The 13,344-nt window shown below is 45.2% G+C and carries 12 protein-coding genes; 5 read left to right on the top strand and 7 right to left on the bottom strand.

The window, feature by feature from the left end:
* The first annotated feature begins 2 nt into the window (after nucleotides 1-2).
* Nucleotides 3-806, top strand: coding sequence for a formate dehydrogenase accessory sulfurtransferase FdhD (gene fdhD, locus ET33_RS15335; RefSeq protein ID WP_036682981.1), 804 nt, complete (start codon nucleotides 3-5; stop codon nucleotides 804-806).
* Between the two features lie 76 nt (nucleotides 807-882).
* Here the strand turns inward: fdhD and ET33_RS15330 are convergent, their stop codons facing one another.
* From ET33_RS15330 to ET33_RS15310, 5 genes are all read right to left on the bottom strand, one after another.
* On the bottom strand, nucleotides 883-1,770 hold the full coding sequence (locus ET33_RS15330) for a YitT family protein (protein ID WP_036683177.1): 888 nt from the start codon (nucleotides 1,768-1,770) through the stop codon (nucleotides 883-885).
* A gap of 178 nt (nucleotides 1,771-1,948) precedes the next feature.
* Nucleotides 1,949-3,077 (bottom strand): peptide chain release factor 2 gene (gene prfB / locus ET33_RS15325; protein WP_152570641.1). Its coding sequence is split into 2 segments (ribosomal slippage): nucleotides 1,949-3,004 and nucleotides 3,006-3,077, totalling 1,128 coding nucleotides; the frame shifts between segments, so codons are not numbered across the junction.
* A gap of 120 nt (nucleotides 3,078-3,197) precedes the next feature.
* Nucleotides 3,198-5,699 carry a preprotein translocase subunit SecA gene (gene secA, locus ET33_RS15320; protein WP_036682976.1) on the bottom strand — a complete coding sequence of 834 codons (2,502 nt, stop codon included), beginning with the start codon at nucleotides 5,697-5,699 and terminating at the stop codon, nucleotides 3,198-3,200.
* A 193-nt stretch (nucleotides 5,700-5,892) separates the two neighbouring features.
* Nucleotides 5,893-6,444 carry a ribosome hibernation-promoting factor, HPF/YfiA family gene (hpf, locus tag ET33_RS15315; RefSeq protein ID WP_036682973.1) on the bottom strand — a complete coding sequence of 184 codons (552 nt, stop codon included), beginning with the start codon at nucleotides 6,442-6,444 and terminating at the stop codon, nucleotides 5,893-5,895.
* 257 nt (nucleotides 6,445-6,701) lie between these two features.
* A complete protein-coding gene (locus ET33_RS15310) occupies nucleotides 6,702-6,899 on the bottom strand; it encodes a cold shock domain-containing protein (protein WP_036682971.1) in 198 nt (65 codons plus the stop codon).
* Between the two features lie 452 nt (nucleotides 6,900-7,351).
* Between ET33_RS15310 and ET33_RS15305 the strand changes: the two genes are divergently transcribed.
* From ET33_RS15305 to ET33_RS36415, 4 genes are all read left to right on the top strand, one after another.
* Nucleotides 7,352-8,353 (top strand): ketoacyl-ACP synthase III, encoded by a 1,002-nt coding sequence (locus ET33_RS15305; protein WP_036682969.1) that lies wholly within the window; start codon nucleotides 7,352-7,354, stop codon nucleotides 8,351-8,353.
* A gap of 36 nt (nucleotides 8,354-8,389) precedes the next feature.
* Entirely contained in the window at nucleotides 8,390-8,623 is a 234-nt protein-coding gene (locus ET33_RS15300) for a hypothetical protein (RefSeq protein WP_036682966.1), read from the top strand.
* A 194-nt stretch (nucleotides 8,624-8,817) separates the two neighbouring features.
* Nucleotides 8,818-9,915, top strand: coding sequence for a DegT/DnrJ/EryC1/StrS family aminotransferase (locus tag ET33_RS15295; protein ID WP_036682964.1), 1,098 nt, complete (start codon nucleotides 8,818-8,820; stop codon nucleotides 9,913-9,915).
* Between the two features lie 86 nt (nucleotides 9,916-10,001).
* Nucleotides 10,002-10,994: a UDP-3-O-(3-hydroxymyristoyl)glucosamine N-acyltransferase gene (locus ET33_RS36415; RefSeq protein WP_051775356.1), complete on the top strand. Its 993-nt coding sequence runs from the start codon at nucleotides 10,002-10,004 to the stop codon at nucleotides 10,992-10,994.
* 188 nt (nucleotides 10,995-11,182) lie between these two features.
* Here the strand turns inward: ET33_RS36415 and ET33_RS15285 are convergent, their stop codons facing one another.
* Both ET33_RS15285 and ET33_RS15280 read right to left on the bottom strand, forming a co-directional pair.
* Nucleotides 11,183-12,241 (bottom strand): hypothetical protein, encoded by a 1,059-nt coding sequence (locus ET33_RS15285; RefSeq protein ID WP_036682959.1) that lies wholly within the window; start codon nucleotides 12,239-12,241, stop codon nucleotides 11,183-11,185.
* A gap of 1 nt (nucleotide 12,242) precedes the next feature.
* Complete coding sequence (locus ET33_RS15280; protein WP_036682957.1) at nucleotides 12,243-13,337, bottom strand: DegT/DnrJ/EryC1/StrS family aminotransferase; 1,095 nt, start codon at nucleotides 13,335-13,337, stop codon at nucleotides 12,243-12,245.
* Nucleotides 13,338-13,344: the final 7 nt, after the last annotated feature.

Below are 13,344 nucleotides of genomic sequence, written 5' to 3'. Positions count from 1 at the left end.
CTATGGATAAGGAGCATTCGGCGGCGGGCCGGACCGTCTGGCATTATGACGGAGAAAAGCTTCAAGCACAGACTGATCGGATCGCTGCGGAGCGGCCTTTTACTTTGGAGCTCGACGGAGAGGAGTTTGCGACCATCGTCTGCACGCCGACCGATCTGGAAGATTTGGCGTTCGGTTTTCTCGCCTCCGAAGGCGTCATCCGAACGGCGGACGAGGTAATCGGGCTTGCCGTCGATCCTCGCCGGGGCTTGGCCCGAGTCCGCCTGCTCCACCCGGAGCGAGGCCGCAGCCCGGATCATTCCAAGCGGTTCATCGGCTCGTGCTGCGGCAAAGGCCGCCAGTTTTATTTTCGCAGCGATGTCCGCACGGCCAAGACCATTATGTCGCGGCAGACGATTACTCCGGCTCAATGTATCGGCTTGATCCGGCAGCTGCAGGACGGCTCGGACCTGTTTCGCGAAACGGGCGGGGTGCATAACGCCGCTCTCTGCTCCCCGGATCGCCTGCTCGTCTGCCGCACGGATATCGGCCGCCACAACGCGCTCGACAAAGTGTTCGGTCACTGCTTGCGGGAGCGTTTATCGATGAAGGACAAAGTCGTCGCCTTCAGCGGGCGCGTCAGCTCGGAGGTGCTGCTCAAGACGTCCAAAATGGGCGTCGGCACGCTGCTTTCCAAGTCTGCGCCGACTGACCTCGCACTAGAGCTTGCCGATGAGCTGGGCATTACCGTTATCGGCTTTATTCGCGGCAGTTCGTTCAATGTGTATTCGCATCCGGAGAGAATAACGAGGCCATCCGGCGACTAGCCGGTCAAACGGTTTTCACCCCAACCTTATGGAGCGGCTTCGTGCGGTTAACCCGCCCGCGGCCGCCTTAATCTTCCTAAGGCCCCGCTCCAGAGCCCATCAGCTTGAACCCCTCCCCCAGCACTTCGTTCGTATCGCTTAGAATGACAAAAGCCTCCGGATCCAGCTTCCGGACCAACGTTTTCAACCGGATCACTTCCGTTTGCCCGACCACAACCATCAACACCGCACGGCTTTGGCCGGTATACCCGCCTTTGGCTTCCAGCTCCGTCAGCCCCCGATCCAGCTCATGCAAAATCGCTTCCCGAATCTTGTCCGAAGCCGACGAGACGATAAAAGCTACTTTGGAGTAATTCAACCCGATCTGCACGACACTGATCGTTTTGCTTGTCACAAACAACCCGATGAGTGCATACATTGCTTTTTCCGGGGACAGCACGATACCCGCCGATAAAATGACCAGCCCGTCAAGCATCGCAACGCATAGTCCGAGGCTGAGGCCGGTGTATCGGTGGATCAGCTGCGCGGCCAAATCCAAGCCCCCTGTCGATCCCCGGCCCCGAAACACAAGCCCCAGTCCCATCCCGATGAGAATGCCGCCGTAAATGCTGGCAAGCAATAAATTGTTCGTCAAGGCAGGAAACCCGCGCGTCAGCAGAACCATAAGGGGGAGCACTACCGACCCGACCGCCGTCTTGGCGCCGAACTGCCTTCCCAGCAGCAAAGTACCGGCAAGAAACAGCGGGATGTTCAGAGTCCATTGAGTATAGGCCGGTTCAAAGCCGAACAGCGTCTGAACGATGATACTGATGCCCGTCACCCCGCCCGATGCCACCCGGTTCGGGCTCAAGAATGCGTTAAAGCTGACCGCAATTAGGAGCGAACCGATGAGCAGGAGGCCGTATTCCTTAAGCAAGCCCTGCCAGCGGGGCAGAGCAGCAGCTTCCCGCCCCTTCCATCCCATCCGTCTGCCCGATCTTCCGGTGCCTTCGATTACCGACATCCGCTCTCCCCCTGCATAAAAAAACTACACGCCAGTTTCGGCTTCTTCCCTGGCCGAGCCGAAACTCCCTTGGGAGTTGGCAAAGCCAGCGGAATATGAAGCCGTTACTAACGTGTAGGATGAGCTTACCTGTTTCATTTTATGATGCGCCGTTTTCTTTATCCGGTTTATTGATTTGCTGGCGCAAATAGGCGTCGATAAATGCGTCCAAATCGCCGTCCATTACCGCGCCGACATTACCGGTTTCCTCTTGGGTCCGGTGATCCTTGACCATACTGTACGGATGAAATACGTACGAGCGGATCTGGCTACCCCATGCGATGTCGGATACTTCGCCGCGGATTTCCGCGAGATGCTTTTGCTGCTCCTCGATTTTTTTCTCGTACAACTTGGACCGGAGCATTTTCATCGCGCGCTCGCGGTTCTTAATCTGCGAACGCTCCGTCTGGCAGCTGACAACGACGCCCGTCGGAATGTGGGTAATCCGTACCGCCGAGTCCGTCGTATTGATATGCTGCCCGCCCGCTCCGCTGGAGCGGTACGTATCGACCTTGAGATCCTCCGTACGGATCTCGATTTCCACGTCATCATCAATTTCTGGCATTACGTCGCACGAGACGAACGACGTATGGCGGCGCCCTGAAGCATCGAACGGCGAAATACGCACCAAGCGGTGTACGCCTTTTTCCGCCTTCAAATAACCATAAGCGTTGTACCCTTTAATAAGCAGCGTCACGCTTTTCACACCGGCCTCATCACCCGGCAGATAGTCGAGCACCTCGACTTTGAAGTCACGCTTCTCGGCCCAGCGGCGGTACATGCGCAGCAGCATCTCCGCCCAGTCCTGCGATTCCGTACCGCCCGCCCCTGGATGAAGCTCCAGAATCGCATTCAAACGATCGTACGGCTGGCTGAGCAGCAGCTGCAGCTCGAAGTTCTCCAGTTTCTTAACGAGGGAAGCGATCCCGGCCTCAATTTCGCCCGCCATGCTGTCGTCCTGCTCCTCCTGCATGAGCTGGGCCATGACCTCGAGGTCTTCGTATTCCGAAGCTAACGCCTGGAACTCGTCGACTACGCTTTTGATCCCGTTCGCTTCTCCGATCACCTTCTGCGCCCGCTCGTTGTCGTCCCAAAAATCCGGCGCCGACATCTTCTCTTCATAATCCGCGACCTGATCCAGCTTCAGATCTAAGTCAAAGAGACCCCCTAAGCTCAGCCAATCGCTTGGCCGTTTCTTGCAAATCCCGTTTTACATCCGCTTCTAACATGATTCAGCACCTCTATCCGTTAATTTTGCACCCTGTTACCGAAAAGGGAGACCGGAGCGATGCCCCGACCTCCCGCTTCCTATACATTTACCGCGCCATTGGCTCACCAGACATTTAAAGCTACACGCCGTGGCACTGTTTATACTTCTTCCCGCTGCCGCAAGGACACAGATCGTTGCGTCCGATCCGGTCTTCGCTTACCATAGGCTGCTTCGGCGCCGGTTCGCCGTTCGTGGCCATCTCGTGCTCATCGACCACCGCTTCGCGCACCAGGTTCGTTTCCACATGAGCTTTCATGATGTACGTCGAAACTTCTTCCTGGATGCTTTGAATCATCTCATTGAACATCTCGAAACCTTCGAACTGGTATTCGCGCAGCGGGTCCGTACCGCCGTACGCCCGAAGATGAATCCCTTGACGGAGCTGATCCATCGCATCGATGTGGTCCATCCATTTGCTGTCGACCGCACGGAGCACGACAACCTTTTCGAACTCGCGCATGAACTCCGGTCCGATCTGCTCCTCGCGCTCTTCATAGAGACGTTTCAAGAGATCTTTCATATACTCGATGGTCTCTTCTTTTTCTTTACCCCACAGCTCGTCTTTGGTCAACTGGCCTTCGTGCAGGAACGTGCCGTTCGCGTAGTCGACGATCGCCTGCAAATCCCACTCTTCCGGAACGAGATCTGCCGGACAATGCGCTTCGACGACCCGATCGATCACCGGCATCATCATGCCAAGCACGATGTCGCGAATGTTCTCGGACTCGATCACTTCGCGGCGCTGCTTGTAGATGATTTCCCGCTGCTGGTTCATGACGTCGTCGTATTGGAGGACGACTTTCCGCACGTCGAAGTTGTTGCCTTCGACCCGCTTCTGAGCCGATTCGATCGCTCTGGAGATCAGCTTGCTCTCGATCGGTTGATCTTCCTCGAACCCAAGACGGTCCATCATGCCCATGATGTTCTCCGCTCCGAAACGGCGCATGAGCTCATCTTCCAGCGACAAGTAAAACTGGGACGAACCCGGGTCGCCCTGACGGCCTGCACGGCCGCGGAGCTGGTTGTCGATCCGGCGGCTTTCGTGCCGCTCCGTACCTATAATATGCAGACCTCCGGCTTGTGGTACTCCATCGCCGAGCACAATGTCCGTACCGCGCCCAGCCATGTTGGTTGCGATCGTCACGGAGCCCGGTTGACCCGCGCGTGCGACAATTTCCGCTTCCTCCGCATGATATTTGGCATTCAATACTTTATGCTGAATGCCTTTCTTCTTCAGCATCTCGGACAACCGCTCCGAGTTCTCGATTGATACGGTACCGACGAGCACCGGCTGGTTGTTCTTATGCTTCTCCACGATCTCGCTTACGACCGCACGGAATTTGCTGGCCACCGACTTGTACACGACATCCGGCATGTCTTTCCGGATCATCGGTTTGTTGGTCGGAACGACAATAACGTCCAGGTTATAAATTTTCTTCAATTCTTCTTCTTCCGTCTTCGCCGTACCGGTCATCCCGGACAGCTTGCGGTACATCCGGAAGTAGTTCTGCAGCGTGATCGTCGCGAGCGTCATCGACTCGTTCTGCACCTGCAGCTTCTCCTTGGCTTCAATCGCCTGATGAAGCCCTTCGCTGTAACGGCGGCCTGTCATCAAACGGCCGGTAAATTCGTCTACGATTACGATCTCGCCATCATGTACGACATAGTCGACATCGAGGCGCATGATGATGTGTGCTTTCAAAGCTTGCTGAATATGGTGGTTGATCTGCACGTGGTCGTGATCGAACAAGTTTTCGATACCGAAGGCGCGTTCCACCTTCGCCACTCCCGGTTCGGTCAAAGCAACAGACCGGAGCTTCTCGTCGACCGTAAAGTCTTCCTCTTCCAACCGGCTGACGACCTGATCGGCAATATAATACAGATCCGTCGATTTGGCAGCCTGTCCGGAAATAATCAACGGCGTACGGGCTTCGTCGACCAAGATCGAGTCCACTTCGTCAATCGCCGCATAGTACAACGGACGCTGTACCATTTGTTCTTTGTACACGACCATGTTGTCACGCAAATAGTCGAAACCGAACTCGTTGTTCGTTCCGTAGGTAATGTCGCAAGCATAAGCCTGCTGCTTCGCATCATGCGACAGGTTCGGCAGGTTAACCCCGACGGACATCCCCAAGAATTCATAGATTTGGCCCATCTCGCCGCTATCCCGTTGGGCCAAGTAATCGTTGACCGTAACGACGTGCACGCCCTTGCCGAGGAGCGCATTCAAATACACCGGAAGCGTACCGACCAGCGTCTTACCTTCCCCTGTACGCATCTCCGCGATTTTGCCTTCATGCAGCGTCATACCGCCAATCAACTGCACGTCATAGTGACGCTTGCCCAAAACGCGCTTGGACGCTTCGCGCACAACGGCGAAAGCTTCCGGCAGCAGATCGTCCAGATCTTCGCCTTTTTCCAGACGCTCACGGAATTCAACGGTTTTGCCTCGCAGCTGTTCATCGGAAAGCGGTTCGATCGAAGGTTCGAGAGAATTAATGTATTCCACGGCTTTCCACATGCGCTTCAATTCACGCTCATTCGAATCGCCAAATATTTTTTTAACGAGTCCTAGCATGTTGCTAATCCCCTTCCTTATTAAAAAAAATAACCTATCCTAAATTGTAACAGTTTGCGCCTTTCACCGCAACAAACCTGCCCCGATTTCCCGAATCTACTAAAAAAGAGCCTGCCCGAACGCGCAGGCATCGCTAGATGCACCGCTGAAGCGTTCGAACAAGCTCGGTTCTTTTCTTAAGTAATCGGACGGTTTATCTAGCCGGCTCGATGAGGCCATATTTTCCGTCATTGCGTTTGTAGACCACGTTGACTTGCTCGGTATCGGAATTGGAGAAAACGAAGAAATTATGGCCTACCATGTTCATTTGCAAAATCGCCTCTTCCACATCCATCGGCTTCAGCGTAAAACGCTTCGTCCGCACCAACTCGTAATCATCTTCATCCTCTAGGGAATAGGAAGCGTCGGGCAGTTCCATCCGGAACAGATCTTTAATGCCGCCGTCCAGGCGAATTTTGCGATTGGCTTTTGTTTTGGCCTTGCGAATTTGACGTTCCAACTTGTCCACAACCAGATCGGCGGCTGCGTACATATCGGCGTGCTTCTCCTCCGCCCGCAGCATAAGGCCCGTAAGCGGAATCGTCACCTCAACGGTTTGCATGCCTTTCACAACGCTCAGAGTGACATTGACTTCAGATGTAGGGGGAGCTTCAAAGTAGCGTTCCAGTCTGCCTAATTTTTTCTCGACATGGTCTTTCAACGCTTCTGTTACCTCGATGTTTTCACCGCGAATGTTGAATTTCATGTGCGACTCCTCCTTTCATACTTACATTATACTATATTCACCCCCCGCCTTCAAAAATCCTTCATAAAATTCGAGGAAAATTTACAAAATATTTGGACAATTTATGACAGACGTGTAAACGCTTCCTTATGGCTTTTTCTGATAAGGTCCAGACGCACGAAAAACACCCTTGGATTCCCCAAGGGTGTGATCAAGTTCGCGCTAATTTTCTTCAAACAATAACCATCTATTACGAGCGGCCGAAACCGGCCGGATGATTACAACTTGATGACGTTAGCCGCTTGAGGACCGCGTGCGCCCTCTACGATATCGAACTCAACGGATTGGCCTTCTTCCAGAGTTTTGAAGCCATCGGTTTGGATTGCGGAGAAGTGTACAAATACGTCGCCACCGTCTTCACGCTCGATGAAACCGTAACCTTTTTCTGCGTTAAACCATTTAACTTTACCTTGCATGTAAAACATTCCCTTCATTATCAAATAACTGCAAGCATCGCTCACAATTCGAATATATCATCCCCCGCTCCCCGCTGTCAATCGAACTTGGCCGTGTTGGTGAAATATTTCGAAAATTCGAGTATTAACATGGCGTTAATAAAATACTCACAGTCCAAAAGCCTGTTGTGTCGCGGTTTATCGACATTTTTCGCGAAGTTATCAACAGAGTTATGCACATTGTCCACAGGGGTCTTTGAATAAGTTTATTTCGTTATCCGGAGGACCACTTTGAATATTGGCCGGTTATACAACTATGTTTAAAAGTGATGATTAAAATTTCGAAACTCTTGAAGCCTTGTAACACTATGGCAAAAAAATACACACATCATTTTGCTGTCTTCATCTTTATCTTTAAGTAATCGCTACCGATATATAAGTTAGTGCCGAATTTCAGAACTGAGGTGTTATCATTGGTAAAGGCATATATTAAAGGAATTGAATACTACTGCCCTCAGCAGATCGAATCCAATCCTGCAAACGACAAATTGACCGAAAAAATTGGGATACTAACCAGACACATTGCTAAGGACAATGAACTAGCCTCAGATTTAGCCTATATGGCGGCCGAAAAATTATTTAATTCTAAAATATGCGAAAAAGAAGACATCGATTTCTTACTTTATTGCACACAATCTCCCGATCACTTTCTTCCTACAACTGCATGTTTACTGCAAAGTCGGCTTAGCTTATCTACAACGTGTGGTGCATTCGATTATAATTTAGGATGCTCCGGATATGTCTATGGATTATCAATTGCAAAAGGATTGATCGAATCCGGAGCCGCAAAAAATATTCTCTTAATTACATCTGATACTTACAGTAAGTATATTCATCCTCTTGACCGAAGTGTTAAAGTTCTCTTTGGCGATGCAGCTACCGCAACCCTTGTTTCATCTACTAATTCAGAGGAAGATTTAATCGGCCCTTTCGATTTCGGGACAGACGGTAGAGGTGCCGACAATCTAATCGTTCCAGCCGGTGCCCTTAAAGAGCCTATTTCAAGTGTAAATCTTGAAGAGACTACAGATTCATTCGGCAACGTACGCATGAGAAAAAACTTATACATGAATGGACCCGAAGTATTTAATTTCACATTAAAAGAAGTTCCTCGTTCCATTCAAAATTTACTTGAAAAGTCTAATAAAACAAAAGATGATTACGATCTGTTTATTTTCCATCAAGCTAATAAATATATGTTAGAGCATCTTAGAAGAAAGTTAAGTATCGACGAACAGAAGTTTTCTATTTGTGTTGAGAATTTCGGTAATACCGTTTCATCCACCATTCCTATTGCTCTTAAAAACGAACTACTACAAGGGCGGGTTAAAAATTCTTCTTTATTAATGCTGGTAGGCTTTGGAGTCGGATATTCTTGGGCTTCATGTAATGTTGTTTGGAAATCCAATACTTAAGTCGTTCTGATCACAAATATACGGAGGGGTATGAAGATGACAATAGCTGATTTCACTTCACAGTTTGAGGAACAGATTTTAATGTTGGGTAAAGGACAACTGAACCCTGAGTTTGTTCTTAAAGATTCAAGAAATTGGGATTCCATGGCCATTATTGAGACAATTTCGCTAATCGATGATAACTTAAATACTGAAATTTCCTCAGAGCATTTATTAGGCTGCAAAACATTTGGAGACATTTTGAATTTGCTTGGGGATAAACTGCAGTGATTAATACTGAAAAGAGCGGTATTTAGCCGCTCTTTTCATTTGTAAAAAAATCTTAGATATCTCTCGATAACGAGTGATATATCCACCAACTTCCCATACACATTTTGGGCTATAATTTTATAAAGCCATCCTACCGATATTTTTTATAAAACAAGTTACTATTCCTTTAAAATACACAGAAGGTGGACTATGCCATGATACCTATTGCTAAACCTATGATTGATCAGCGCGAAATTGAAGCTGTGACCGATACAATGGAAAAGGGAAATTTAGCACAGGGTGAACTTGTGTTTGAATTCGAAAAACAATTTGCTCATCATTTTCAATATTCTCACGCTGCTTCCCTTTGTAACGGAACTGTGGCTCTCCATATAGCGTTAAAAGCAGCAGGAGTTCAACCTGGGGATATTGTTCTGACGACCCCGTTTTCTTTTATTGCGACGAGTAATGCAATTTTGTACTGTGATGCTATCCCTTCCTTTGTAGACATTGATGAAGATACCTTTAACATATCTCCTAAACATTTAAAAGAAGCAATCCTAAAAACTCCCAATGCAAAGTATCTTTTACTAGTTCACTTGTATGGGCAACCTTGCCAAATGGATGAAATTATGTCTATCGCTAATGCAAATGGTATTACCGTTATTGAAGATTGCGCCCAAGCCCATGGTGCTAAATACGATATGAAGCCAGTAGGGTCATTTGGAGTATGCGGGACATTTAGTTTCTATCCGACCAAAAATATGACAACAGGCGAAGGCGGGATGATAACTTCTGATAATGAAGAGTTCATACTATTTTGTAAAAAATTAATAAATCATGGTGCAACTCATCGTTATGTTCATGAAGTTACAGGTTTCAATTATCGTTTAACAAACATATCAGCAGCTATCGGACTTGTACAACTACAAAAGATAAACGAAATGAATAATTTGCGGAAACAAAACGCAAACTACTATCTAAAAAGTATTAAAAACCCATTAGTAAAACTACCAAAGACAGATCCACGGGCTGATCATGTATATCACCAATTTACTTTAAAAACCAATTATAGAGACCAGTTTGTCAAATATTTATCGAACAAAAACATTGGTTATGGAATTCACTATCCAATACCAATTCACCAACAGCAAAATATTATAGAGTATTTAAAATTCAAAGGAAAAACTATATTTGTTTATCCTTGTGCAGAAACAGTATCGCAACAAGTAGTATCTATACCAGTTCACCCCGCCCTAACTAAAGAAAATATAGACTATATATGCGACGCTATCAATCAATTTACTCCTTAAAAAAATTTATGAGGTACTGAGTAATTGAATTTTTCATAACGAAAGCTCGTCTAAAGCACTTTTTGTATTTATATAGAGGTGAGTATATGGAATTAGGGATGCAAAATAAAATTCTTTTGTCTGAAATATCTAGTAGATTTAAGGCCCACTTGTTGGGGAAGGATAAATTAATAGGCAAGTTCGGAACTCTTTCATCAATTACTAATGTTCCTGAACTCCAACTGTCCTTTGTTCTTGATAAAAGATATCTCGAAGATTTTAATAAATCTAACATAGGAGCATGTATAGTACATAAATCACTAGAAGAATATTGCATTGAAGATAAGAGCTATGTATTGACTTCTGAAAACCCAGAACATTTGTTTTATACCGTTTTTATGCATTATTACGAAAACGGTAACTTTGAAAACTTAAATTCCAAGCAAGGTTCAAATAATATCATTGCATCATCGGCCATTATTCACGATTCCGTTGTGATTGGGAGCGAATGCAAAATAATGGATAATGTAGTGGTTTTGCCAAACACAATAATTGGCGATAGGGTTACTATAAAACCAAATACAGTTATTGGGGGGGATGGTTTTCAAGTTAAAAATATAAATGGGAGACGAAAAGTGCTTCCACATGTTGGCGGTGTTAGAATTATGGACGATGTTGAAATCGGTTCATCTGTTTGTATAGATAAAGGTCTGTTCGGAGAATTTACAACAATTCATAATGAAACCAAAGTTGATAACCTGGTTCAAATAGCTCATTCAGTCGTAATAGGTAAAGCTTGTACAATTACCGCTGGATCGTCAATAGCTGGAACTATCACAATTGGAAATAATGTATGGGTAGGAGTGAATTGCTCAATAAATCCCCTTCTAAATATAGGCGATTTTAGCTTGATTGGGACTGGTTCAGTTGTTTTAAAATCGGTTTCCCCCCATAAAAAAGTATTTGGTTCGCCGGCTAAAACCATAGGCCTAATATGCAAATGTCGAGGAGATATTGTGCCCAAAGAAAACCAGTTGGTTTGCAGCAAATGTAATACTCATTACTTGTTTATTGAAGATCAAGTAACTGAGGTGAAATAAATAATTTTAATTATACCTATAAACAATAAATAAAATGACTCTTCGCCGCCAAAGGCAAATACACCGACTGATGAATCGACTGTCTAATGTTGAAGAATTGTAGATTGGGATAAGGAATCGAGTTTAAATTAAACAAAAGGGATCTTTCAAGTCATTCAAGTAGATGATATGAAAGATCTTTTTTTCCTTTAAACTATGTATTCTATTAATTGACTTGGAGATTTTCCGAGTACTTCTTGATAGAATTTGCCTCCACTAAGTCCTTTTTGTCTGGCTCTCGCCATTGCTTCCCCTACTTTTAATCCGGCAGCATGTAGTAATATTAATGGCCGTGGCCCCAAATCCGCAAGAGTTCTAGACATTTTATGTGGTACTAATGTTTTTTCAGGATATACTTTACACATTAACTTTTTTATTTTTTCAACTTCATTTACCCCAAGGAGCTGAATGATTGCATAGGTATTTTCTATCAGTTCATTAAACCTTGTACCAGATATAATTCCGTCATTTCCAATAATTACATCACCCCTGCAATATTCCGCAACAATTACTGCATCCCACTTCCCTTTTTCTAATCCTTCATAGTGATTGGTACTTGTAAACAACTTACAATGAGCACCTACATTACTTAGAGTTTTATGTATAACTTTTCCAAAATGATCCGAGCTGAGGATTGCTATCTTATTACCGGCAACTTCAAGTCCGATTTCCAAAGTCATTTTCAAAGCTAACATTCCACATTGAGAAAAAATCATCATTTCAGGCGCATCTTCATTTGTTCCCATCACTGGAATGTCAACCTCTTGGCAAAACGCAAAATCAAGATCACCCGGTCTAATCTCCCAACCTTCACACATATACGGGATTACAACCTGATGGCCGATATGATTCAAAAGACTGCGATCTAGGGGACGCACCATGCCAAGATTGGTAATAACATCAGCGTTTTTTAAAACTGGACTACTTCGATCAGTTATAATGGTTGGATTGCTCAACCCCCAACGATGAGACAACTCCAACAATTCACTTTTGATCTCAGAAACTTGACCGTACACCGTATCTTTGGTTAAACAAACTACTTCTTTGGCCCCAGCCATTAAAGCGATTAAAGGTGTTGTAATAAATAAGCCGCTTGCAGCTTCTGTAACAATAGTTAGACCGCTTAGGTCTAAATTTAAGAGCTCAATACTTTCATTACATATTTTTTTTAAGCGCCGCTCTAAACTCGCATCATTTGAGATCTTCATTTTAACCTCTATAATTTTCGACATATTGTTTTATATTTGTACAAATATAATCTACATCAACATTTTGATAGCACGGTAAGGTAATCGTATTTTTTTCTAAGAAGGATGCATTAATCTGAGCGTCATTATATTTTTTCCTATAATAAGACGTGGAGCTTAAACAATATGTGCCAATTGTTGATTCAATTTCTTTTTCTTTAAGAAAAACAATGAGCTCATCCCGATTCACACCTTCCGGTATAACAAATACCAACGATTGAACGTTATGAGTTGCCTCCGGAGAGATTTTTTGTGATATAAAACCGAGAGGCTCTAACTTTTCACAAAATTCATTTTTAATATGGTTTCTCTCTTTAACAATTGAATCAAGTTTTCGGAGTTGCTTAAGCCCCATTACACATTGCATGTCTGCTAACCGATAGTTATAACCGTAGTCAATAAAATCAAACTTGCCATCCTGTATTTTTGCACCATGATTAAGTTTAATTTTCAATCTTTCAGCATACTTTTCATGATTCGTGGTAATTGCCCCCCCTTCACCAGTTGTTAGTAATTTTCTGGGATGAAAACTAAAACAAGAAAGGTCTGCAAGGCTGCCGGATTTAATGTTTTTCTCACTGCTGCCTATGGCACATGCCGCATCATCAATTAAGGGTATATTATATTTCTCACATATTAATTTGATATTTGTTATACCGCTTGGATTTCCTAAAGCATCTACAAAGATAACAGCTTTCGTTTTATTGCTTATTTTTTTTTCAAGTTGATTCGGGTCCATATTAAAAGTGGTACGACTAACATCTGCAAACACCGGTATAGCTCCTAGATCTTCTACTACATTGACAGTTGCCGGAAAGGAAAAATCGGAAACAATAACCTCGTCTCCTTGCTGGATATCAAGTACTTTTAAACACATCGTTAAAGCAGTTGTTGCGGAAGTCATTAAAAAGGCGTGTTTACTCCCAACATATCTTTTAATTTCGGAAGCGAACTTCTCAACATACTCACCTTTTGTAAATATGCCTGATGCAAATATTTCTTTAAACTCATTTTCAACTTCGTTAAAACTAATATAGGGTTTGATTAATTTTATCATTTTAAGA

Origin of the sequence: Paenibacillus tyrphae, from assembly GCF_000722545.1 — a bacterium.
Taxonomy (GTDB): Bacteria; Bacillota; Bacilli; order Paenibacillales; family NBRC-103111; genus Paenibacillus_G; species Paenibacillus_G tyrfis.
The sequence above is the reverse complement of the archived record's forward strand: the minus strand, read 5'-3'. Positions and strand labels throughout refer to the sequence as shown.

Excerpts from the sequence above, each read along its gene's own strand:
- fdhD (WP_036682981.1), top strand. The coding sequence starts at position 3 with ATGGATAAGGAGCATTCGGCGGCGGGCCGGACCGTCTGGCATTATGAC.
- ET33_RS15330 (WP_036683177.1), bottom strand. The coding sequence starts at position 1,770 with ATGGGATGGAAGGGGCGGGAAGCTGCTGCTCTGCCCCGCTGGCAGGGC.
- secA (WP_036682976.1), bottom strand. The coding sequence starts at position 5,699 with ATGCTAGGACTCGTTAAAAAAATATTTGGCGATTCGAATGAGCGTGAA.
- hpf (WP_036682973.1), bottom strand. The coding sequence starts at position 6,444 with ATGAAATTCAACATTCGCGGTGAAAACATCGAGGTAACAGAAGCGTTG.
- ET33_RS15310 (WP_036682971.1), bottom strand. The coding sequence starts at position 6,899 with ATGCAAGGTAAAGTTAAATGGTTTAACGCAGAAAAAGGTTACGGTTTC.
- ET33_RS15300 (WP_036682966.1), top strand. The coding sequence starts at position 8,390 with ATGACAATAGCTGATTTCACTTCACAGTTTGAGGAACAGATTTTAATG.
- ET33_RS15295 (WP_036682964.1), top strand. The coding sequence starts at position 8,818 with ATGATACCTATTGCTAAACCTATGATTGATCAGCGCGAAATTGAAGCT.
- ET33_RS36415 (WP_051775356.1), top strand. The coding sequence starts at position 10,002 with ATGGAATTAGGGATGCAAAATAAAATTCTTTTGTCTGAAATATCTAGT.
- ET33_RS15285 (WP_036682959.1), bottom strand. The coding sequence starts at position 12,241 with ATGAAGATCTCAAATGATGCGAGTTTAGAGCGGCGCTTAAAAAAAATA.
- ET33_RS15280 (WP_036682957.1), bottom strand. The coding sequence starts at position 13,337 with ATGATAAAATTAATCAAACCCTATATTAGTTTTAACGAAGTTGAAAAT.